Source organism: Halodesulfovibrio sp., from assembly GCF_015482765.1.
Taxonomy (GTDB): Bacteria; Desulfobacterota; Desulfovibrionia; order Desulfovibrionales; family Desulfovibrionaceae; genus Halodesulfovibrio.
Window position 1 is genome coordinate 19457 of record NZ_JADMLB010000069.1, and the last position, 22292, is coordinate 41748.

A 22292-nucleotide genomic window follows, 5' to 3' on the forward strand; every position below is an offset into this window, starting at 1 on the left:
TCAGCAAGTTGCAGTAAATCACTACAGTTGCTATAGTGATCTGTGGAGTTTTGACTTTTGCTAATGACAGTCTTTGACTGATAGGATGAAAAATGACAGATGACCCCCGTAATAATAACGGTTCGAGCGATGCCCCTAGTAATGAAAAGAAATTTGTAGATCCTGCTGATAGAATTGCAGCAGAGATTACTGGCATTACAGAACCTGAAGATGCCCTGCCGCCGATTACTCTGGATGAACTTCCGGAAACCATTCGTGAAGCCTGTACCCGAGCCGGATGGAATAAGTTGATGCCTGTTCAGGCTCATGCCATTCCATACGAGCTTGCCCGTAGAGACATTATGGTGCAGTCCCGAACCGGCAGCGGTAAAACCGGAACATACTTGCTTCCGGCTCTTGAGCGGGTCGATACATCGAAAAGTTATACACAGATGCTGGTACTTGTACCAACTCGTGAACTTGCGTTGCAGGTTGAGTATGAAGCTGAAACTCTTTTTAAAGATACAGGCATTACTTCTTGCGCAGTTTACGGTGGTGTTGGTTACGGGAAGCAGGTTGATAAGCTTAATAGCGGCGCACATGTTGTTATCGGCACACCGGGGCGTGTTCTTGATCATCTTATTCGTCATACATTAAATCTTTCAAAAACACGTATTCTTGTTTTTGATGAAGCAGATAGAATGCTTTCCATTGGTTTCTATCCTGATATGGTTGAAATCAAAGGGTATCTTCCACGTAATCGTTCAACATTCCTGCTTTCTGCGACATACCCTCCACGGGTTATTCAGCTTGCCGGCGAGTTTATGCACAAGCCGTCTATGCTGAGCCTTTCTCATCAGCAGGTGCACGTTGTTGATACTCCACATGTTTTTTACAACGCAAAGCCTATGGATAAAGACCGTGTTCTTGTTCGTGTGCTTGAGGTTGAAAATCCATCTTCAGCAATTATCTTCTGTAATACCAAAGCAAATGTGCATTACGTCACAGCTGTACTTAAAGGCTTCGGATATGATGCAGATGAACTTTCCGCAGATTTATCTCAGTCGAAGCGTGAGCGTGTATTGAAAAAACTGCGTGAAGGAAGGGTTCGTTTTCTTGTAGCAACAGATGTTGCAGCACGAGGAATTGATATTCCAGAACTTTCTCATGTGATTCTGTATGAGCCGCCTGAAGATCGTGAATCATATATTCACCGTGCGGGGAGAACAGGCCGTGCCGGTGCCAGTGGTGAAGTTATTTCACTTGTAGATATCATGCAGAAGCTGGAGCTTGAGCGCATAGGTAACTACTATAAAATTTCTCTTCAGGAACGTGAAACGCCTACAGATGAAGATGTTGCCGGTGTTGCGGGGCTTCGTCTCACCGCTATGCTTGAAGGGCGGTTGCGTGGGAAAACAGGTCTTGAGAAGGAACGTATGAAACGATTTGTTCCTCTTCTTAAAGAACTTGCACAAGATGACGAACAGCTTCTTCTGGCTGCTCAACTTTTAGATGAGCTTTATCAGCAGACATTGCATACGCCGCCTCCAGCTCCGGAAGCAAAAAAAGCGCAGCAGACTGGTGATGGTCAGAAAGGCCAGCGCAAGAAAAGCGGACAACAACGACGCCATACTCGTCCAAGGCGCAGAAAGCCCGCTCAAAAGCGCACTGAACAGCAATAGAATTTACCTCTTACAGGATGGTGCAATTAGTGCAGACGACGTATTCTGAATCCGATTTATTCGACAACTTTGATGCACTGCTTGATACATACGACGTAAGCAACGAACTCATGGTTTTTGAGTTTGGGAGGTTTAACTTTCTTCGTAAGAAGAAGGCGAAGCATGAAATGACAGCATTATTTTATGCGTTGTGGAAGCTGGCGCTAAAGCAATCTTTCCCAGAAGATTATGAATTGTATTTTTCCAGCTATTGTAAAGAGAAAAAGCTGGAAACGGATTCGACCGGAAATGCTACAATGCTCTACCGTAGCGTGGAAGTGTATAATACCTTGCTTGCGGAGCAAGGAACGAAAAACTTTTCTAATGTTGCAGACTTTTTAACTGAACAATTGATCAGTGATTCTGATAGAAAAGAGTATATTACGCTCAAACTGGCTTTATCGATCCGTTCTACGTACAACGTTATTTTTCAAAAGCTTATTTCGAACTAGCATTATATTTCAATTGGATACCGTACAATAGATCCAAAAAAAGGCGACCTCGCAACTGGTCGCCTTTTTTTTGGGAGGTTACCCCATAGGTAGTAAAACGTCTTTAGTTACAAATCTTATCGGCACCCCAGGCGAAGGCTTAATTTTTTTATGCTATTTTTTTGACACTCATGATGTTTTTAAGGTTATTTTAGCTCTTTTCAGCTTTTTTGTGCTTTTCATGTTGACAAAAACGTCCGCTATTCGATAAACACCGTCTTCACACGATGTGGGGCTATAGCTCAGTTGGGAGAGCGCTTGACTGGCAGTCAAGAGGTCATCGGTTCAACCCCGTTTAGCTCCACCACATTGCTTGTTAAGGCTTACAGATTTTCTGTAAGCCTTTTTTTGTGTCTTTTGAACATGTCCCTCGGCGTAGTCATGTCCCTGCATATCATTTCTTCCGTAACTGTATCCCGTATAACAAAGGGAGGTATCTTGTTGGAGGAAGGGATGGGCGAAAAGTGGGATTTTTATAAAGACTATGCTGATGAATGGCGCTGGCGCAGAAAAGATGCCGATGGAAAGCTTATCGCTGCCTCTCCCAGAGGTTTTTTGGAAAAGCGTGAATGTTTGGCGCACGCTATAGAATATGGGTATGTGCCGTAGATTTGCACCTTCTACGCTGGCGAATATCTTATGTTCAATCTCTCTGGTCTTAATCTAGATCATTGTAAGATACCTGTGATTATCAGACGCTTTTACATACTTTCGTAGTTAGTGCTTTGCGTATGTAAAATGTGTTCCACAAGATGGTGTGGCACATATGTTTTCAATTATTCAGGTGTCAAAATGAAGAAAATCCCTTCAATTTCAAGGCGTTCTTTTTTTAAAACGGCAGGTGTTGCCATCTGTGCTTCCGCTGTGTCCAGTCGAGATGCCCAAGGTTCTGGGTTTTCAGAAGAGTTGATGACTGTTCTTGATATTTCGAAATGTATTGGATGCGGTGAGTGCGTTGCTGCTTGTAAGGAGACAAATGCGCACAAATTTCCAAAGGTAAAAAAGCCGATTCCTAAAATGTTTCCCCCCCGTGTTAAAGTTGAAGACTGGTCAGATAAAAAAGATATTGATGATCGGTTAACGCCTTACAACTGGCTGTATATACAAAGTGCAGAAGTTGAACATCGCGGCAAAGAGTATGAACTTCACATTCCTCGAAGGTGTTTGCATTGTATTAATCCCCCGTGTGCAAATTTGTGCCCTTGGGGAGCAGCTCGAAAAGAGCATTCAGGCACTGTTCGTATTGATGAGGATATTTGTCTTGGCGGTGCAAAGTGTCGTACTGTCTGCCCTTGGCATATTCCTCAACGACAAAGCGGAGCCGGCTTGTATTTGGACTTACTTCCACGTTTTGCCGGTAATGGCACAATGCTCAAATGTGATCGGTGTTATGACAAGGTAGCGGAAGGCTCCTTGCCTGCTTGCATTGATGCGTGTCCCGAAGGTGTTCAGACAATAGGTCCTCGCAGTGAGATGATACGGTATGCAAAAGGCTTGGCTCTAGAAATGGACGGCTATTTGTATGGATTGAATGAAAATGGTGGAACCAACACTGTGTATGTTTCTCCTGTACCTTTCGAAGCTTTGGATCTTGTTGTTGAAAAAGGAAAAGGTAAACCGCATCTTGCTGCTGTTGAAAATTCGATGGCAAACGAAGAAACTCTGACTTCCGCGTTGATAGCTGCTCCTCTTGCAGGGTTTGCAGCTGGTGTTATTAAAGTTGTTTCTGATATTCGAAAGGGAAAGAGGTATGACTAATCTTTTGTTAAAGCTCTGGACTCCCGTACTCGTGTTATTGGGAATAACCGGAATGGGGCAGATGCCTATTTTTAAAAGGTATTATGTAGCGGATATTCCAGGGCTTGGCTGGTTGGGTGAGCCATATATAGTACACTGGATTCATTACGCAGCTGCCGCGCTTTTTATTTTTCTGGCAGCATGGTTTATCACGATATGGATAACAGAGCGAGGTAAGGTAACATCAACAGGTTGGATTCGGATTACGCTGTTGGCGTTACTTATTGTGACTGGGTATGTTCGTGTGATTAAAAATTTACCGGATGTTCATTTCTCTCCTCCGGTCATAATGCTCATTGACTGGACGCACCTCTTCTTTGCATTTCTTTTTGGAGTGGTGGCGTTATGGAGCTTGCTGACAGGAAAGCGACCCTACTTACGCGTAAGGGAATAACCAACGGCTAGCATAACCAATTTTGAAAAGACTCCTCTTTTTTGAGGAGTCTTTTTTTTGTGCTTGAAAATGGTGTTCATAATATGTTCGTAAAAGTGTTCGTAACTTTTTACTGTTATACACAAGTTAGCAACATTTAACGAACAATCTGTTGATAACTTTTTTAACTATTTAAATTTAAAAGAATAAGTTTGGTAGCGTGGTTGTTAATGGAGCCCAGAATGTAATGAGCAGAAGGTCTATGAGAAGCACCAGCAGAAAAGGAACAATTGCTGACGCTAATGTTCCTATACGTGTGTGGGCGATTGAACATGCAACGATGGTGCACACTCCAAGAGGAGGTGTAAGCATTCCTATAGCAAGGTTAACAACAACGATGGCTCCGAGTTGTACCGGATCAATTCCCAAAGCGGGAAGCATGGGAGTGAGAACCGGAACAAAAAGAATGAGCGCGGCGGTGGTTTCTAAGATAGTACCGGCTGCGAGCAACAGAATATTAATGAGCAGTAAAAGAAGTATTCTATTTTCAGTGAGAGAGAGGATGGATGTAGCGATGGTAGAAGGAATATCCTGAATCGCCATGTACCATGAGAAAATAGAAGCTGCGCAGATAATAAACATAACCACACTTGAGGTTATACTGGCAGAGATAATAAGATGCGGCAGAGCGCTGAGTCGGATTTCTTTATGAATAAAAAGTCCGACAAAGAGCGCGTATACAACAGCAACAGCAGCAGATTCTGTAGCAGTGAAAACACCGCCGAGAATCCCGCCGATAATGATAAACGGTGCACCGAGTGCCCAGATTGCTGAGCTAAAGGCGGTAAAAGCGTTGCGAAGAGAAAAGTTTTTTCGGGGGAGGTTCTGGTGCAGTTCAGACCGTTTAGCATTCCAGATGCAGACTCCCATTAGGCTGAGTCCCATAAGGATACCCGGGAGTATGCCGGCAGCAAAGAGTTTACCTATTGAGGTGCCTGTAAGTACGCCAAAGATAATCATAGGTATTGAAGGGGGAATAATAACCCCGATTGAACCGGCTGCTGCCTGTACTGCTCCTGAGAATGCCGGTGTGTATCCACGGCGAACCATGGAAGGGATAAGGATTGCACCGATGGCTGCGGTATCCGCGGCTGCAGAACCGGAAATACCGGCAAAAAACATGGCAGAAACTACAGAGACTGCTGCCAGTCCTCCAGAGAAATGTCCCACAAGTGCGTCAGCAAATGTAACAATTCTTCGTGAAATTCCACCTGCTCCCATGAACTGTCCTGCAATCATAAAAAGTGGAACAGCCATTAGAGGAAAAGAATCGGCTCCTGCATAGAGACGCTGGGTAATAAGGATCATGTTCATATTACCGTCAATGAGGAATGCTATAACAGCACTTAATCCGACAGAAACAGCAATAGGTACATTCAGACAGAAGAGAATAATGAGTGTGGCGAAGAGGAGTATGGTCATATTAACTCTCCTCAGTTGCAGAGGAGTCAGGGGTGTGAACCGTAGATCTCAACATGTCCGGTTGTGGAGTAAATTCTAAAATTTCAAAAATGCACGAAAGTGAGTGGACAAGCATGATTGCCCCACTGATAGGAATTGCTAAAAAAGGAATCATGCGTGAGATACCGAGCGTTGCCGTAGATTGGCTTTTAAGGAAAAAAGCAAATTGGAAACCGTACCACATCATGACAAAGAAAAAGACTGAACTGAGAATTTGTACTAGGATGGCTGCATGTTTTCTATTCTTTTCAGACAGCCCCCGCACAACGATGTCCAGTCCGATGTGAGCATGAGCTTTTAAAGCAACGGTAGCACCTAAAAAGGTAAGCTGGATAAGGAGGACTCGACCTAATTCTTCAGACCAGAAAAGTGAGTTGTTAAGCACATAGCGGAAGAATACTTGTGAGGCCGTAATGATAGCCATGGCTGCTCCGCATATACACAGTAGCCAACGGCAGAGCGTATCCAGAGTGTTACTGATAGTTGTGATCAAAGAAGCAATTGTGCGGAACATACAAGCAATCCGTTTACAGAGTTTGGGGAAACAGGTTCGATGGTATTTGTCAGAATCGCTAAAAATAAGGCCGCGCAGGTGCACGGCCATAAAGTTTTATTGTGTGGCGTTGAGAAGTTTTTCAAGTAGCGCCCGAGTGTTGGGTTCCTTGTACATGTCTATCTCTTTCATAGGGGCAACTTTTTTTCGGAATGAAGCCATGTCAGGTTTTTCATCTATAATCATTCCTTTTTCCTTGAGGGTAGCAAGATACTCAGCTTCTTTAGCACGGTTAACTGCCCGTTGGTATATTGCTGCATCTCGCATTGCTTTCATGAACATGCTTTGCGTTTTCTCTGGTAACGACTCAAACCAGTTGAGGTTCGCAATGTCGATATGTACGGAGTAAACGTGACCGGTTAAAGCGAGATATTTTTGCACTTCGTACAGTTTATATTCATCGAAAACCCATAGAGGGTTTTCTTGACCGTCAATGGTTCCTTGCTGAAGTTCCGAGTAGATTGGCCATCCCATCGGGGTCGGGTTTGCATCCAGAGTGCGCCACAGTTCTTTGTGGAATGTGGACTGCATGACTCGGAGCTTAAGCCCCTTAACGTCCTTTGCAGAATGGATTGCGCCGCGATTATTTGACAGATTGCGGAAGCCGTTTTCAGAAAATTGCAGCCCTTTAAAGCCAGCCTGTTCAAGGGAGTCGAGAGCTTCTCTGCCGACGGGGCCGTCAAGAACACGGTCTGCGGTGGCGTAATCTTTAAAGAGGAACGGGAAGGCGATAGCTTTGATTTCCGGTACGAAAGTATCGAAAGGCCCGAGAGTTACAATTGCCATTTGGATTGCGCCAAGTTGAACCTGTTGTAAGATTTCTGTCTCTTTTCCGAGAGAACCGGAGTGGTAAATTTTTACAGAGTAGTCGCCCGCAGAACGTTCTTTAATGAGTTCAGCAAATTTTTCAGCTGCAACGTACTGGGCGGAACCAGGTTTTGTTACTACGGCTAATTGCACCTGTGTGGCCGCCATCGCTGGAATTGCAAGGCAGATCATTGCAAGGACAAGAATACTATATTTACCCAGTTTCATAAGATCTCCGGTCTTGTTACATCTCAAGAAGGGCGGGAATGCCTACTGAAATCATATCATAATTACGGTTTCGCAACCATTGTTCACAACGTATTCAGCTTGTTTGTTACTGGATAGACTGCAATTGTAATAAAAATGGCAAACTATCGGATAACGGTAGCCCGTTATTTATTGTAACAGGAGGGAAAGTCAACAGACCTTTTTGTGAACATTTTTTTACAGAAAGCTGGTGCCAGATAATGTAGCTTCTTCATGCTGTATGATGAAAAGATATATATTTTATTTTGCTTTTTCGATTAGTTGAGTTGTTTGAGAGTGTAGAAGAGAATGCTATCTATGTCGTATGGACAGTTGCACTCTTCGAGTAAATAACTTATCGATTACGGTACCGTTATACTACTGAAGTTGCGAGGAAATCATGAGCCAGATGCCTTTGACTCACAAACGAATCGCCCGAATTCTGGGTGTTTCAGAGACAACTGTAAAAAGTTACAGACGTAAATTCCCTGATTGTATTCCTGTAGCAAGCAAGGGGAAGCCGATCCAGTTTACTGAAGAGGCGCTTGAAGTATGCCGTACCATACGTGATTTATTCAGTGCAGGGCTTTCTGTTGAAGAAACACACAGCAGACTTGCGGAGCTTTTTGAGTTTATTTCTCCACCGGTTTTTGAAGAACCGGAGGAAGAAAGTGAGGTTGTTGAAGTTGTTTTGCCTGATGACTACAAGCAGGCTATGAGCAGTCTTGCAACAAGTATGGTTAATCTCTCGTTGAAGCAGGAACAAATGTTGAAAAAAATGAGTTCAATTGAATCTCGTCTTCAACAGCTTGGATTGGCTGATGTGAATTCTGCTCCACCGTCCGCAGACCCTGTTTTATCTGAACTTCGTGTGTTAACGGAACGGACGGAGGCATTGTGGGATGCCATTTCTTGCTCAGTACCGCAGCAGACAGACTCTGGACAGAACGGTCAAGACTTGTCCACAGAAGTCGTTGATCAGTGCCAAAAGGCGAAGGTACATCGTCTGGTTCCATTGCGGGAAGCTATTTCACATGATCCACCAAGGACTATTTTAACACTCCCTCTACTGATTCAGGAGCGGGAAGGTGTCTATACTCCGCTCCACGGACGAGGTAACAGTCGTATTACCTTGAATGACTTGCGGGCATCATTGATGACACATTTTATTGATGATGACAGGTATACTATTCGCTGGTCAGAGAATAATTCCGGTTGGCAGCTTGATTTGTTGCAGGAAAGAGCCCACGTCCCGCATAATATTTGCTTAACAATGGCACAAACCTCAACGCTTCGCGGGTCGGTGATGGTTATTAAAGATATGACTACAAATGGTCATGAAATAACTCCCGGTGCACTTCAGGATTTTATTTCAGACGTGTACTCGCGCTAAACGGTGATAAAAAATAAGATAAGAGAAGGCTGGCAGTTACAAGATGCCAGCCTTTTTTTGTAGCTTTCAGTCTGAGTGCATTTTTGAAAAATACTGTAATTTTACGATGATGCTTTACTCGGTGTCATTGTGTACTCTAGACACAAATGGTGGTAATACGGTAATAGTTTAACGTACTCTACGTAAAGAATGTGGTGTGGTATCCATTCTTTTTAAGAATAACGGGGTATTGAGATGGGACAAGTTTTAGCTATTTGTGTGAGCACGAAAAAAGGCGAGCAAAAAAAGCCGGTAGACACTGCCGTACTTATTGAAGAGCATGGAATAGAAGGTGATGCGCATGCAGGCAGCGGCCGTCAGGTAAGTTTGTTGGCGGTTGAAAGTGTTGATAAAATGCGTCATAAACTGCCGACGTTGAAAGCAGGTGATTTTGCGGAAAACTTGTTGGTAAGTGGCTTTCCTATCACCTTTTTGCGTGTCGGTCAGCAGTTTACTATTGGCGATACATTGCTTGAATTAACGCAGATTGGTAAGAAATGTCATTCCAAGTGTGAAATCCATAAGGCTGTCGGTTTTTGCGTAATGCCAACAGAAGGGATTTTTGCACGGGTGCTTAAAGGCGGTACCATAAAAACGAATGATAAAATCACACTTATTTCATAGTGTGTTTAAATTGTTATATTAGCTTAGGCTGAAAAAAAGGGCTGTCCAACCATTGGTTGGGCAGCCCTTTTGATTGCTAGGTGCCGTATTGGCTTAGTAGCGGTAGTGGTCTGCTTTAAACGGACCGCTCTGGTCAACACCAAGGTATTCAGCTTGAGCTTCTGTAAGCTTGGTGAGTTTAGCGCCGAGGCGATCAAGGTGCAGGCGGGCAACTTCTTCATCGAGATGTTTTGGAAGAGTGTAAACTTTGTTCTCGAGAGAAGCATTGGACGCAAGTTCAATCTGAGCAAGCGCCTGGTTGGTGAAGGAGTTGGACATTACGAAAGATGGGTGGCCGGTTGCGCAGCCAAGGTTAACAAGGCGGCCTTCAGCAAGTACGATGATTGTACGACCGGACTGGAGAGTCCATTTATCAACCTGAGGCTTAATGTTGAGAACTTTACAACCGTTGTCGCCTTCAAGGTATGCCATGTCAATTTCGTTATCGAAGTGACCGATGTTACAAACGATGGCTTCATCTTTCATTTTTTCCATGTGTGCGCCGGTGATAACGTTAAAGTTACCGGTAGCAGTAACAAAGATATCTGCGGTATCGATAACGTCATCAATGGTAACTACGTCGTAGCCTTCCATTGCAGCCTGAAGAGCACAAATAGGGTCGATTTCAGTAACTGCTACACGAGCACCGAAGCCGCGCATGGACTGTGCACAACCTTTACCTACGTCGCCGTAACCGAGAATTACAACGGATTTACCAGCGATCATGATGTCTGTAGCACGTTTGATGCCGTCAGCGAGAGATTCGCGGCAACCGTAGAGGTTGTCAAATTTGGATTTAGTAACAGAGTCGTTAACGTTGATAGCTGGGAAAAGAAGTTTGTTTTCTTTTTCCATCTGGTAGAGGCGGTGAACACCAGTAGTAGTTTCTTCAGAAACACCTTTGATGTTTGCTGCGATGCGTGTCCATTTACCAGGGTTTTCCTGAAGAGAAAGCGCAACACGATCCATAACAATCTGGAATTCTTTGTTGTCGTATGCTTTTTCAACAATGGAAGCATCTTTTTCTGCTTCAACGCCTTTGTGGATGAGCATTGTTGCGTCGCCACCGTCATCAACGATGAGATCCGGGCCGGAACCGTCAGGCCATGTGAGTGCCTGCTCGGTGCACCACCAGTATTCTTCCAGTGTTTCACCTTTCCAGGCAAAAACTTTTGCCATACCGGAATCAACGATAGCTGCTGCTGCGTGATCCTGAGTGGAGAAGATGTTACAAGAAGCCCAGCGGATATCTGCGCCGAGAGCGTGTAATGTTTTGATAAGCATTGCAGTCTGAATGGTCATGTGCAGGGAACCCATAACTTTCAGACCTTTTAATGGCTTGGTTTCACCATATTTTCTAATGGTCTCCATGAGACCCGGCATTTCACGTTCGGAAAGCTGCATTTCTTTGTGACCAAAGTCGGCAAGAGACATATCGGCAACTTTATTTTCAAGGCTCAGATCGAGCTTGATGGCGCGGCTTGCGTCTGTCATTTCTCAATTTCTCCTAAGAAATTTATTGTGTATTTTCTGCTACAATAAGATGAATGGTAAGCCCGTTACGAACAGGGTGGAGTGAGCTTTGACGTAATGAAAAGCCCGCTTCTGTAAGTTTTAGAGCTAAATTTGTCATATCAAAACCGAGCCAGCGGTCACCGTAATCTGCACGCATTTTTTCATTATCGTGCTTATCAAAGTCGGCCAGAACAAGCAGACCGCCTTTGCGGAGAACGCGTCGGATTTCTTTCAGTGACTTTCCTGGATGGGAAAGGTGATGCAATACCATGTTGATAGTTGCGAAGTCTGCTTCTCCGTCACGTAACGGCAGGTGTTCCAGATCGCCGATACGCAGGGAAACTCTATCTTCGTCTTCAACAAGTCTTCGTTTGGCAAGCTCAAGCATGCGCGGAGAACCGTCTACACCGATAATTTTCAGTGAACGTTCCAGCATACGCTCGAGAAGGGTGCCTGTGCCGCAACCCAGATCAACAGCAACTTTGCAGCGCGGCATACGCTCTATAATAGCACCCGGTAAATCGAATTCGCCGATAACCTCGCGGTTCAACTGATCCCAGTCTTCAGCAATGGCATTAAAGAACTGCTTTGTTTTACGAACGCGTTCTTCAATAATGGTTGCTGCCATTTCCATGTCTGATTCGAGGGTTTCATCTTCATCGATGAATGCTGAGACAGCATCAATAAACTCTCTTCCTTCGCCTTCTGTCGGGGCACTGTAGAAAACCCATAATCCGTCACGGCGGGAGCTGAGAAGCCCTGCTCCTGTGAGGATTTTAAGATGGCGGGATACACGGGACTGCCCCATCTCAAGAATGGTAACAAGCTCGTTTACACTGAGCTCGTACCTGTTGAGGACGTGCAGTAATCGTAAGCGGGTTTCATCTGCCAGCGCTTTGAATACAGGAAGAATGGTCGACATATTATAATCCTATGCTATTTTCGGCTGTCTTGATTGAGTTGCATCAAGAAAAGTTGATACAGCTTTATCTAAGGTTGGAGATACAGTCAAGTAAATCAAACCGGATTAACAATAAGTGCATTTTCCGGAAAAGCGTTGGGGGGAAACGATTTTCGACTTTCATAATTGCGCTACGTTTGGATAACTCGCACTATTACTGAATGGGGATCTACGTGATTCGAGAGGAGTTTTTCATATAAATTGACTGTAACAAGTGGCGTACAATGATGGGTAGGCATTCAGAGCGGAAGAAAAGTAAGCGGGTGGCTGTGATCGGTGCGGGGCCGTCAGGGATTGCCTGTGCCCGCTATCTTATAAAGCACGGGGCTTCGGTTACTGTTTTTGAAAGGCATTCTTCTGTCGGTGGGCAGTGGGATCATACTTCTCCCTACAGTGCGGTGTGGCCTTCAATGCATTCAAACTCCTGTTCCCTGACGACACGCTTCAGTGATTGTACCTATTCTTCAGATATTCCAATATTTGCCTCCTGTTCTGATATTGCAGATTATTTACGACGCTACGTAATACAGTTTAAAATTGCAGAAAATGTGTTGTTGAACACAGAGGTAACTCATCTAGATAACGTTACAGATCAGACCGATATGACAGGGCGTTGGCTGCTTACATGGCGACACAAGAACGGACATGAATTTACCGGTCTGTTTGATGCGGTTGTACTTGCTACAGGTAGATGCTCCGTTCCTATTTTGCCTGAGGTTTCTGGGGCAGCATCATTTTCCGGCTCGCTGGGGGTGATTCACTCTAAAAATTATTCTGGTGCAGATGTATATGCCGGGAAACGGGTTGTTGTTGTGGGTGGTAGCACAAGCGGGTGCGAGATTGCCTCAGATATAGCCAAGGTGGCTTCTGCAACAATCTCTTCTGTACGCAGGTCTCGATACGTTTTTCAAAAAATAATGGGTGGAAAGCCTGCCGAATACATTAACCTGACTCGGTATGGTGCGTTGCGAAGTGAGGTGATTGCGCCTGAGCAGGGGCTTGCAGAGTTTAAAGAATTTATTGTGTCGCGCTGTGGTACACCGGATCAATATGGTGGAATCAGACCTTCCGAAAATATAGCGGAGGCCGGAGCGACTATGAATCAGGAGTACCTGCTTTTTATTGCTGAAGACAGAATAGTGCAGAAGCCTTCAATCTCACACATTGCCGGACAGAACGTATACTTTTCAGATGGCTCACGGGTGGAAGGCATCGATGGAATTGTTTTATGTACAGGTTTTGCGCTTTCGCTTCCTTTTCTTAGTGAGCAGGTTCGCGAGGTGCTAAAAGCTGAAGCACATCATATTCCTTTGGCGTGGTATACCATTCACCCAGAGTTGGGCGGGCTTTATTTCGCGGGGTTTGGTTTGCCTATTGGTTCAATGTGTCTTGTAGCAGAGCAGCAGGCTCGATTTATTGCGTACCAATGTTGTGAGGTGCTTCCTCACTATTCCAAAGCTGAAGTTTCTCAGACTGTTTCTGAGTATATGTCTGCACCCATGTTACATGGCAATTTTTATGTGCATCAATTGGCAATTCAATATGCACGAATGGGCGGTTTTGAGGCAAATATTGAAGCATACCCAGAGTTAGCACGGTATCTGCTTTTCGGCCCACTGACTCCTGCATCATTCAGGCTTTCTGGAGTTGATGCACTCCCCGATGCTCCAAAGCGTGTGGTTCAAGAGGCTGGGACATTTAATCAGATGATAACTCCCGTGTTTACACAGCAAGAGGTAGGGCTTTTACAGGAACTTGAAGCGATGAAAAAGAGTGCTGAGTTCTCCGCATGTGTTCGTCGCATCATGAAAGCACAGAAAGTTTTGAAAGGTGGAAGTCGATGAACCATACGTCGCGTTCTTCTTCAGGACAGACTCGAGTTGCTGTAATCGGTGCCGGTGCATCCGGTCTTGTTGCTGCTCGTTTTTTATTGAAACACGGGACGGATGTTGTGGTGTACGAACAACATAGCGGGCTTGGTGGGCAATGGGATCATACGTCTCCTTACAGTGCTGTCTGGTCGGATATGCGCACGAATACATGTTCTGTGACCACACGTTTTAGTGACATGAAGCATCATGAAAACGTCCCTCTTTATCCGCGAAATCAAACTATCCTTGAATACTTAAATAGATATGCAGATGTTTTTGGCATTGTGGAGTCCATTCGATTTGAAACGCGGGTATTGCTTTTGGAACAGCTCGAAAATGTGTGGAAAATTACTTCCGTGTATCAAGAGCGTGTTGAGTATACGGATGAATATGATGCTGTGGTGATTGCCTCAGGAAGATTCAGAAAACCTTATGTTCCTGACGTTGAAGGGCTGCATACCTTTACCGGTAAGGGGGGCATTTCACATTCGTATCGATACAAGGAGCCGGATACATTTAGAGGTCTGCGTGTACTGGTCGCCGGTGGGAGCATTAGTGCATATGAAATCTCTACGTCATTAGCTATGGAAGGTGCCAAGCAGGTCATTACGGCAGGGCGCAGAGCGAAATATATTTCCGGACGGCTCTATCAGGGGCGTTCGGTAGAATATCTCAGGCATACACGATATGCTAGAATGCTGAGTGAGTTGATGCCCCGAAAGGAAATATTGGAACGAACGAAAGCGTTTTTACTCAAGACGATGGGGGCTCCGGAGCAGTTCGGGGCTATTGCACCGGATGTTGATCCTGAAGTTGCGGGATTTTCAACAAGTGAAACGTATCTACCGATGGTTGCAGAGGGACTTATTCAACCAAAACCTTGGATTTCACGTATTGCTGGTACCACAGTTTATTTCTCAGACGGCAGTGTTGAGCGTGAAGTAGATGCGATTGTATTTTGCACAGGATATGACCTTGAGATTCCTTTTTTGAGTGAAGCGTTGAGAGATCAGTTACAACCGACACGTCAACATTTGCCGCTTGCGTGGTACACTTTTCATCCTGATATTCCAACACTGGCTTTTCTTGGGTTTTGGTTTCATTCCGGTTCGGTGTTTGTTTCCACTGAACAGCAGGCACGAATGGTTGCATATGAATTTTGCGGTGTTAATAAGGCAACTACACGTGCAACACGCATGAAGGATTATAAAAAATATCTGGCAACGCAGCATATGCACGCGAAAGTGAGTTTGTACACGTTTTCTCACTTGTTATCTGAACTTGGAAGATTTTCACCAGATTTGTCTGAGCATCCAGATTTGGCGAGATATTTACTGTTTGGCCCTATTACACCCTCAACTTTTCGTTTGAGCGGGATTGATGCGGTAAGTGATGCCCCGCAACGGATTATTTTTGAGGCTAGTCAATATGGTATTATGAAGGAGGGAGTGTTTAGTGAAGATGAAAAGGCAAAGCTTAGGGCGTTAGCCGTATTAAAAAATGATTCTAATTTTACACGCTATGTTCAAAAAGTTATTCGGCGCAACTGATGATGAGCAGACGCTTTTCTAGCGAGTGACTGGCTTTTTTTGTTGGTAACACTGCTTTTTCGGCAAAGTAATCTGGACAAAATTCTTGCATGTGGTTTCAGCTTGCTATACTGCTTGCTCGAAGTACACAGGCACATAGATACGGATATTTTAACTTGCAGAACAGATTTTGCTGCGAGACATCCGCACAGACTGCCTGCCCAACAGGAGCGTTTTAAATGCTGTTATCAGGTTCGCGCCAGCGAACAGAGTTTATTAAGTACGGTATAAAAACCGCACTTGCTGCACTTCTTTCTTACTTTTTAGCTTCACTCACTGATCCGGACTTAGGATTCTGGGCTGTCATTAGCGCTGTTATTGTTATGCAGCGTAACGTTGCCGCATCTATGCAAATGTGCGGGTATCGCCTTGTGGGCACCGCCATCGGCGCGACAATGGGGATGACTGCTTTGTATATAGTTCCACCTACAGATCACGGACGTCTTGCAGGGTTTCTTGTAACAGTAGGGCTTTGTGCCTATCTAAAACGCTACACCAACCGCTTTTCCATGGCAGCCATCACTGTCACTATTGTCATGCTCGCTCCTCAAGCCTCGGGCGACTATATTCACTATGCTCTCTTCCGTGTTGCAGAAATCACCATTGGTGTCTGTTCAACGTTTATTGTTGCGCTTCTTATCTGGCCGCATCATGCCAGTGCGGAGCTGAAAGAGCGCCTTCAGGAGCAGTTCACGCGCTGTGCAGATAAGTACGATATAATCGTCAATTCATTCATGGCACTTACATGTACATCTTGCAAAGGGATGCTGGCTGATCTTGAAGGAGAGATTCACTACAACCGTGAATTATTTCGGGGATATCTTCGTCATGAACGATTGTTTGTTGATGATGATTCCGCAATGCTTGATATTAAAATAGAGACGCTTGTTCAGTGTGTAGAACACCTCCACGCCATGCTCCATGTTGTAATGGAGTTGCGTGACAGCAAATATTGCATTGTTATGGAAGCAGAAATACGTAAGGTTGTAAAAGAATCACAGGATGTGATGCGGGCAGTCGGTCGAAATATGATTCCAGATACACGCAAGCTTGAGCAGGCGCTGTACAGTGCGGATAAGCATCTTGAAGGTCTACGCGCGGACGGTATGATCCAACGAATTTCTATGCGCGATATGATGCAGATTGTCAGCTTCTACCATAGTGCTCAGCAGCTTGGTGAAGATCTACTTATTTCTGTTAAGAAACAGAACAAATACAAAAGAGTGTAAGGGTGGCTGGCTTCCATACAGAGCCGGCTTACCTTATCAAGACTTTTTATGCACCCTTTGACCTCGAATGTTTTGTCTTGTTTCAAAGGCTACTGGATTTGAAAACGTAGTTTTTTGTTTGAACTATTTGATATAAAAACGTTTTTTGTAACAGGTACGTGTCGTGAGGACGTATGGAACATCGCGCAAGTAAAATGCTGACAAAGCTATTGTACGAAAAGGGCGGGGATAGAAATATGCCGCTTGTGCCGTTATGGCAGAACTGGGATATGGTTATGGGAGAAGAGCTTGCAGAGCTTGGACGCCCGCTCGGTCACAAAAATCGTACGATTATCATCGGCGCTGAAGATAACATGGCGCAGTATGAACTTTCTGCTCAGACATATGAGATACTTGAGCGTGTGAATGCATTTCTTGGTAAAGATATGTTTGATACTGTGCAGGTAGAGCTTATGCAAGGGAGAGAGCCTTTGGATAAGCTGACTATTCCTGTATTCAAAGAAGCACGGCCGAAAATTCCGCCGCGTCCTAAAGATCTTGGAAACTTGGAGCACATTCTTGATCCAGATTCCCCAGTAACAAAATGCTACAAAAAGTATGTTGCTATGTATGATGGAAAAAAGAACGATTCTGAGGAGTAAGACTCACTGCTTTTTTGCTGATTCTATCTGAAATTACAAAGTAAAGAGCAGTTTTTTGTAATGGATTAAGGGTACTGGTATTATCTCGGTGCGGTGTGTCTGTTGAGGACTTACTCAGCAATAGAGATGGGAGTACCCGTTTTGTATTCGCGTGCTGCACGGACGAAATTGACAGCCCAGTGTGGTTCTCCAAGAGCAAATAGATGTGTGTAGGATGCAAACACATTCTTGTAGATAACCCCATCAAGGCGTTCGCCCATTCCAAATCCTTTCGACATGCGGAAACCGAATGTCGGTTTTTCATTTTCAACGATACATTTTGAGTAGTGAAACTCGTGTCCGCGAACTACTGTTCCAACAGGATGGTACGGGTTTGGTTCAATGACTTCTGCGTCAATGTAGCCGAGTCCTTGTGGACGTTTGCAGAGTTGGGTTTCAACAGGAAGCACGCCTGCCATGGGGGAGATGGTTTCTTCCTGCACCAGTGCCTTGCAAAGATACATAAAACCACCGCATTCAGCATAGATAGGCATTTCATTTTCTGCGAGCATACGTACGTGTTCGCAGATTTTTTTGTTTGCAGTAATTGCCTCATGCATGGTTTCTGGAAAACCGCCTCCTAGGTACAGAGCATCGATTTCCGGCCAGTCATCATGGGCGGTTACTGAAAGACGAATAAGCTGAGCGCCTGCGTGTTGCAGAGCTTGCAGGTTTTCATCGTAGTAGAACCAGAGAGCGTCGTCATGCACATAGCCGATACGAGGAGCAGTGGTTGGAACGAGTTCTGGGCAGCTTGGCATTGTGGTTGCGCATGGAGTGTCTATTTTTTTAGCTTCATTTGCCCCTCTAGAGACTTTTTCGGTCACATCCCACACATTCGGTTGCTCAGGAGTTTTAGAGGCAGCAGAAGCTATTTGCCACATTTTTTCTACATCAAGGTGCTCTTCGATAATATCTGCGACTTGTTCCAGTGCGCTATTGGTTCCTTCGTACTCTGCGTTGGAGATAAGCCCCATATGGCGTTCAGGAATCGGGTTGTGTTTTATTTTTGGAAGACAGCCGAGCACAGGGACATCTGTGTAGTGCTCAATAGTTTGACGAAGGATGGAACGGTGACGGTCTGTTGCAGTCCTGTTCAACACAACACCTGCGATATGGACACCTTCTTCAAAATTAAGCATGCCCGTCAGGATAGCCGCGGCAGTACGCGTCATCTTTGTGCAGTCCATAGCCAAAACGACCGGAGCATCGATGATGCGAGCCAGCTCAGCTGTGGAACAGGTTCCAGTTACATCTTTTCCGTCAAAGAGACCGCGATTTCCTTCAATAAGCGCACCCTGATAGCCGGAAGATGCGGTGGCAAAGAGTGAGGTCAGTGTAGCGTTATCGAGAAGATATGGATCTAGATTTGTGCATGGGTGTTGTGCAGCAAGCGCCAGCCATTTTGCGTCGATGTAGTCAGGTCCTTTTTTGAAAGGCTTGATTACTCGACCTGTTCGACTCCACGCTCTGGTAGTGCCGAGACTGGTAATGGTTTTTCCAGTGCCGCCGTTAAGACCGGCAATTATGAGTCTTGGAAGGGTCATACTGTACCTGCTGCACATGCTTGCTGATAGGATAAAACAAGGGCTTAAAAACAGAAAGAGCGTATGGACCTAAGCCCATACGCCTTACGCTCTGTAGAACAAAGAAATTAATCTTCGTGCTCAGCTGCAGCCTGTTTGCCTGCACCTTTAAGACCGTACATAGTAGTGGAACCGGAAGACCAGTATTCCATTACTTCGGATTTAACGAGCTCGGAGAGAATCTTTTTTACAGCACGAGGTTTCATATCCGGGAAGAGCGGAAGAAAGTCGTTGAAGTAAAATTTAGATTTGCTCTTAGATTTGGACTCAATGAAGTCAACAATAATTTTAGTTGATTCTTCCATGGGAAGCCCCTTTAGCGTTTAAGCGTTAAACCGGGCGAGGGAAAACCCTCGCCCGGCGTATATTCTAATGTAGCCAGTGCTTAGAACTTGAACTGGGTAGTCTGACGCCAGGTGTAGTAAGCGTGGTCACGGAAGTCATCGATGAGGTGGTGGGAGAATTCGAAGCCGGTAAGCTCGAAGAATTTTTCCCAACCGATACGCTCAATCCAATCGCCGAGACGCTCGTATTTCATAGCGCTGTCAGCGTAGATGTCGATGATCTTTTTGATTTTCTCAGTAAGTGTAGGCCAACGAGGAGTTTCGTTAGGAATGTACGCTACAACTACTTTAGAGAATTTAGGCTGGGAGATACGGTTAGAAACCTTACCACCAACCATGATTACTACGCCGTCGCCTTCGCCATCGGAGATAGGAAGAGCTGGACACATGGTGTAGCAGTTACCACAGTACATGCAACGCTCGTTCTTAATAGCGATGGTGTTAACTTTCTTACCTTCGAGTTCAACCTTAGTAGGACGAACTGCAGCGGTAGGACAAGAAGCAACTGCAAGAGGAATCTCACAAAGCTGGTCAGTCCACTCGTGGTCGATCATAGGTGGTTTACGGTGAATACCTACGATACCGATGTCGGAGCAGTGTACAGCACCACACATGTTGAGACAACATGCGAGGGAGATACGTACAGGTGCTGGGAGACGGTGATCCTGGAAGTCAGCGAAAACTGTATCCATTACAGCTTTAACTGGACCGGATGCGTCAGTAGCAGGGGTGTGGCAGTGTACCCAACCCTGAGTGTGAACGATGTTGGAAATACCAGCACCAGTACCACCTACAGGGAATTTGTTGGAGCCACCATCGAATTTACGAGAAGCAAGATCTTCTTTGAGAGCAGCGAGTTTGTCTTCGCTGTCAGTCATAAATTCAACGTTGTTACGAGTAGTGAAGCGGAGGTAGCCGTCACAATGTTTGTCAGCAATTTCGCAGATTTCGCGAATGTGAGTAACAGACATAAGACGAGCAGCACCTACACGAACGGTAAATACTTTATCACCGGATTCACCAACGTGTACCAGTACGCCTGGCTCGAGGATTTCGTGGTATGCCCACTTACCTTTGTTAGCCTTGATTACTGGAGGAAGGAATTCGGTAAATTCACGAGGACCGATATCTGTGATACGGCCTTCCATTGGTTTAGCTGGATTGTAACCAGAAGAGATGAATGCCATGTTATTGTACTCCTCTTCTTAGCGCTGGTGGCGCTTACGGTATTCGTTGATGTCACGGTCCCAACCACCAGGTACTTCTTCTTCTTTGAAGAAGATGTATGGGTTGTGACGAGGTTCCTGAACGTTGTGAGCAGTTGGTTCCTGACCTACAACTTCGAGGAGTTTCTGGAGGGAAAGACGACGCATGGTCTCACCGAGACGCTCGCGGTTTTTGCCTTCTTCCATCCACCAATCCCAAATGTTTTCTACAACTTCTTTGATTTCATCAAAGTCGTCTTTAGCTTCAACAAATGGAACTACGAGGGAGGACATCTGTGCGCCATCAAGGATAGGTGCTTTAGCACCACACAGGATGGATGCGCCACGCTCGTCACCAATGCGGAGAGCACGAGGCATGGTGTTGATGCAGTGCATACAACGTACACATTCAGAACGATCGATAGCGAGTTTGCCACCTTCCCACTTCATAGCAGAAGAAGGACAACGGTTGATAACTTCAGCTTCGATGTCAAATGCACCCCAATCTTTACCGGAGTGTGCGCCTGCGTTTGGCTTGAATTCGCCAGCAACGTAAGCAGCTACAGCTTCCTGATCGATTTTGATGCTGTCTTTCCAAGTACCAACAACTGAGAAGTCGGAGCGAGCCATAGCAGCTACACAACCGTTAGGACAGCCGTCGAACTTGAATTTGAACTTGTATGGGAATGCTGGACGGTGAAGTTCGTCCTGGTATTCCATGGTCAAGTTGTAAGAAGCAGCCTGAGTGTCGTAACATGCGTATTCACAACGGGACTCGCCGAGACAAGCAGCAGGAGTACGCAGGTTAGAACCGGAACCACCAAGGTCGTTGTTAAGATCGTGGGTTACTTCCCAGAAGATCTCTTCAAGCTGAGGAGTGGTAGTACCGAGGAGTACGATGTCACCGGTAGCGCCGTGCATGTTGGTAAGACCAGAGCCACGGAGATCCCAGATGTCACAGAGCTGACGAAGGAAGTCGGTGGTGTAGTATTTACCAGCAGGCTGGTTCAAACGTACGGTGTGGAAATGTGCAACGCCAGGGAACATTTCTGGCTGGTCACAGTAACGACCGATAACGCCGCCGCCGTAACCGAATACGCCTACGATGCCGCCGTGTTTCCAGTGAGTTTCACCGTCGTTGTAAGAAAGTTCCAGAACACCGAGGAGATCGTCAGGACAATCTACAGGGATCTGGTAATCAAGGCCTTTAGGGTTAGCAGCACGCATTGCTGCTTCCTGCTTAATGTCGGATACGAAACTTGGCCATGGGCCGGTTTCGAGCTGATCCAACATAGGAGTTGCGTGTTTCGCCATTACCTTACCTCCACAAAAAGTTGGTATGTGTTTTTACACCAGACACTTTCCATCCCACCGCAGGCGATCTGAGGAGCGGTCAAGATGGACGCACCTTACACGGAGCAAATCTGGTCTAAGATTTTGTTCCTGAAAAAGGGCGTGATTTTTTGGACAAAGTTATCTCTTGCTAGAAAGAACGCCTCGGTTTGTCAAGTGGATTTGACAAGTTTATGTATAGCATTCTCTATTTGTAAGTTGCAGAAAAACAACGCAAACCCCCCGTCATATGCTGACAATTTAAGTTTGCAGTGCAGGGGTAACATAACGAACTTTCATAGAAAGAAAGTATATAATTTCCTAAGTTCTTTTTTTCACAAATCTGACCCTCTACAAAAAAGATAGAAAGATTAAAGTGTAATAAAATGTAAAAATT

At 45.2% G+C, this 22292-nt stretch carries 20 protein-coding genes and 1 tRNA gene; 12 read left to right on the plus strand and 9 right to left on the minus strand.

The window, feature by feature from the left end; all coding sequences use genetic code 11:
* The first annotated feature begins 92 nt into the window (after window positions 1-92).
* The 6 genes from QZY95_RS12930 to QZY95_RS12955 all read left to right on the plus strand — a co-directional run bounded on the left by QZY95_RS12930 (window position 93) and on the right by QZY95_RS12955 (window position 4382).
* The gene (locus tag QZY95_RS12930) at window positions 93-1661 is read left to right on the plus strand and encodes a DEAD/DEAH box helicase (RefSeq protein ID WP_290924177.1); all 1569 of its coding nucleotides are present in this window, start codon (window positions 93-95) and stop codon (window positions 1659-1661) included.
* A 29-nt stretch (window positions 1662-1690) separates the two neighbouring features.
* Entirely contained in the window at window positions 1691-2152 is a 462-nt protein-coding gene (locus tag QZY95_RS12935; RefSeq protein WP_290924179.1) for a hypothetical protein, read from the plus strand.
* Window positions 2153-2422: 270 nt separating this feature from the next.
* Window positions 2423-2498, plus strand: a tRNA-Ala gene (locus QZY95_RS12940).
* Window positions 2499-2644: 146 nt separating this feature from the next.
* Window positions 2645-2800 carry a DUF1508 domain-containing protein gene (locus QZY95_RS12945; RefSeq protein WP_290924181.1) on the plus strand — a complete coding sequence of 52 codons (156 nt, stop codon included), beginning with the start codon at window positions 2645-2647 and terminating at the stop codon, window positions 2798-2800.
* A gap of 183 nt (window positions 2801-2983) precedes the next feature.
* The gene (locus QZY95_RS12950) at window positions 2984-3949 is read left to right on the plus strand and encodes a 4Fe-4S dicluster domain-containing protein (protein WP_290924183.1); all 966 of its coding nucleotides are present in this window, start codon (window positions 2984-2986) and stop codon (window positions 3947-3949) included.
* Window positions 3942-4382, plus strand: coding sequence for a hypothetical protein (locus QZY95_RS12955; protein WP_290924185.1), 441 nt, complete (start codon window positions 3942-3944; stop codon window positions 4380-4382). The genes QZY95_RS12950 and QZY95_RS12955 overlap by 8 nt, the downstream gene beginning before the upstream one ends.
* A gap of 177 nt (window positions 4383-4559) precedes the next feature.
* Here the strand turns inward: QZY95_RS12955 and QZY95_RS12960 are convergent, their stop codons facing one another.
* The 3 genes from QZY95_RS12960 to QZY95_RS12970 all read right to left on the minus strand — a co-directional run bounded on the left by QZY95_RS12960 (window position 4560) and on the right by QZY95_RS12970 (window position 7470).
* On the minus strand, window positions 4560-5843 hold the full coding sequence (locus QZY95_RS12960) for a TRAP transporter large permease (protein WP_290924188.1): 1284 nt from the start codon (window positions 5841-5843) through the stop codon (window positions 4560-4562).
* Between the two features lies 1 nt (window position 5844).
* Window positions 5845-6306, minus strand: a complete 462-nt coding sequence (locus QZY95_RS12965) for a TRAP transporter small permease (RefSeq protein ID WP_290924190.1) — start codon at window positions 6304-6306, stop codon at window positions 5845-5847.
* Window positions 6307-6492: 186 nt separating this feature from the next.
* The gene (locus QZY95_RS12970; RefSeq protein WP_290924192.1) at window positions 6493-7470 is read right to left on the minus strand and encodes a TRAP transporter substrate-binding protein; all 978 of its coding nucleotides are present in this window, start codon (window positions 7468-7470) and stop codon (window positions 6493-6495) included.
* A gap of 418 nt (window positions 7471-7888) precedes the next feature.
* Between QZY95_RS12970 and QZY95_RS12975 the strand changes: the two genes are divergently transcribed.
* The gene (locus QZY95_RS12975) at window positions 7889-8881 is read left to right on the plus strand and encodes a MerR family transcriptional regulator (RefSeq protein WP_290924195.1); all 993 of its coding nucleotides are present in this window, start codon (window positions 7889-7891) and stop codon (window positions 8879-8881) included.
* Between the two features lie 234 nt (window positions 8882-9115).
* Entirely contained in the window at window positions 9116-9544 is a 429-nt protein-coding gene (locus QZY95_RS12980) for an MOSC domain-containing protein (RefSeq protein ID WP_290924198.1), read from the plus strand.
* 93 nt (window positions 9545-9637) lie between these two features.
* Here the strand turns inward: QZY95_RS12980 and ahcY are convergent, their stop codons facing one another.
* Window positions 9638-11077 (minus strand): adenosylhomocysteinase, encoded by a 1440-nt coding sequence (gene ahcY, locus QZY95_RS12985; protein WP_290924200.1) that lies wholly within the window; start codon window positions 11075-11077, stop codon window positions 9638-9640.
* A gap of 22 nt (window positions 11078-11099) precedes the next feature.
* On the minus strand, window positions 11100-12020 hold the full coding sequence (locus QZY95_RS12990) for a metalloregulator ArsR/SmtB family transcription factor (RefSeq protein ID WP_290924202.1): 921 nt from the start codon (window positions 12018-12020) through the stop codon (window positions 11100-11102).
* A gap of 263 nt (window positions 12021-12283) precedes the next feature.
* On the opposite strand from QZY95_RS12990, the gene QZY95_RS12995 reads away from it, so the two are divergent.
* The 4 genes from QZY95_RS12995 (at window position 12284) to QZY95_RS13010 (ending at window position 17389) form a co-directional block, all read left to right on the plus strand.
* Window positions 12284-13903 carry an FAD-dependent oxidoreductase gene (locus tag QZY95_RS12995; RefSeq protein ID WP_290924204.1) on the plus strand — a complete coding sequence of 540 codons (1620 nt, stop codon included), beginning with the start codon at window positions 12284-12286 and terminating at the stop codon, window positions 13901-13903.
* Complete coding sequence (locus QZY95_RS13000) at window positions 13900-15480, plus strand: FAD-dependent oxidoreductase (RefSeq protein ID WP_290924206.1); 1581 nt, start codon at window positions 13900-13902, stop codon at window positions 15478-15480. The genes QZY95_RS12995 and QZY95_RS13000 overlap by 4 nt, the downstream gene beginning before the upstream one ends.
* Window positions 15481-15698: 218 nt before the next feature.
* Window positions 15699-16748 (plus strand): FUSC family protein, encoded by a 1050-nt coding sequence (locus QZY95_RS13005; RefSeq protein WP_290924208.1) that lies wholly within the window; start codon window positions 15699-15701, stop codon window positions 16746-16748.
* A gap of 173 nt (window positions 16749-16921) precedes the next feature.
* Window positions 16922-17389, plus strand: a complete 468-nt coding sequence (locus QZY95_RS13010) for a DUF721 domain-containing protein (protein ID WP_290924209.1) — start codon at window positions 16922-16924, stop codon at window positions 17387-17389.
* Between the two features lie 110 nt (window positions 17390-17499).
* Here QZY95_RS13010 and QZY95_RS13015 read toward each other — a convergent pair whose 3' ends face one another.
* The 4 genes from QZY95_RS13015 to dsrA all read right to left on the minus strand — a co-directional run bounded on the left by QZY95_RS13015 (window position 17500) and on the right by dsrA (window position 21877).
* The gene (locus QZY95_RS13015) at window positions 17500-18975 is read right to left on the minus strand and encodes a cobyrinate a,c-diamide synthase (protein WP_290924210.1); all 1476 of its coding nucleotides are present in this window, start codon (window positions 18973-18975) and stop codon (window positions 17500-17502) included.
* A 107-nt stretch (window positions 18976-19082) separates the two neighbouring features.
* The gene (locus tag QZY95_RS13020; RefSeq protein WP_290924212.1) at window positions 19083-19319 is read right to left on the minus strand and encodes a dissimilatory sulfite reductase D family protein; all 237 of its coding nucleotides are present in this window, start codon (window positions 19317-19319) and stop codon (window positions 19083-19085) included.
* Window positions 19320-19399: 80 nt separating this feature from the next.
* Window positions 19400-20545 (minus strand): dissimilatory-type sulfite reductase subunit beta, encoded by a 1146-nt coding sequence (gene dsrB, locus QZY95_RS13025; RefSeq protein WP_290924214.1) that lies wholly within the window; start codon window positions 20543-20545, stop codon window positions 19400-19402.
* Between the two features lie 18 nt (window positions 20546-20563).
* The gene (dsrA, locus tag QZY95_RS13030) at window positions 20564-21877 is read right to left on the minus strand and encodes a dissimilatory-type sulfite reductase subunit alpha (protein ID WP_290924216.1); all 1314 of its coding nucleotides are present in this window, start codon (window positions 21875-21877) and stop codon (window positions 20564-20566) included.
* Window positions 21878-22292 lie beyond the last annotated feature (415 nt).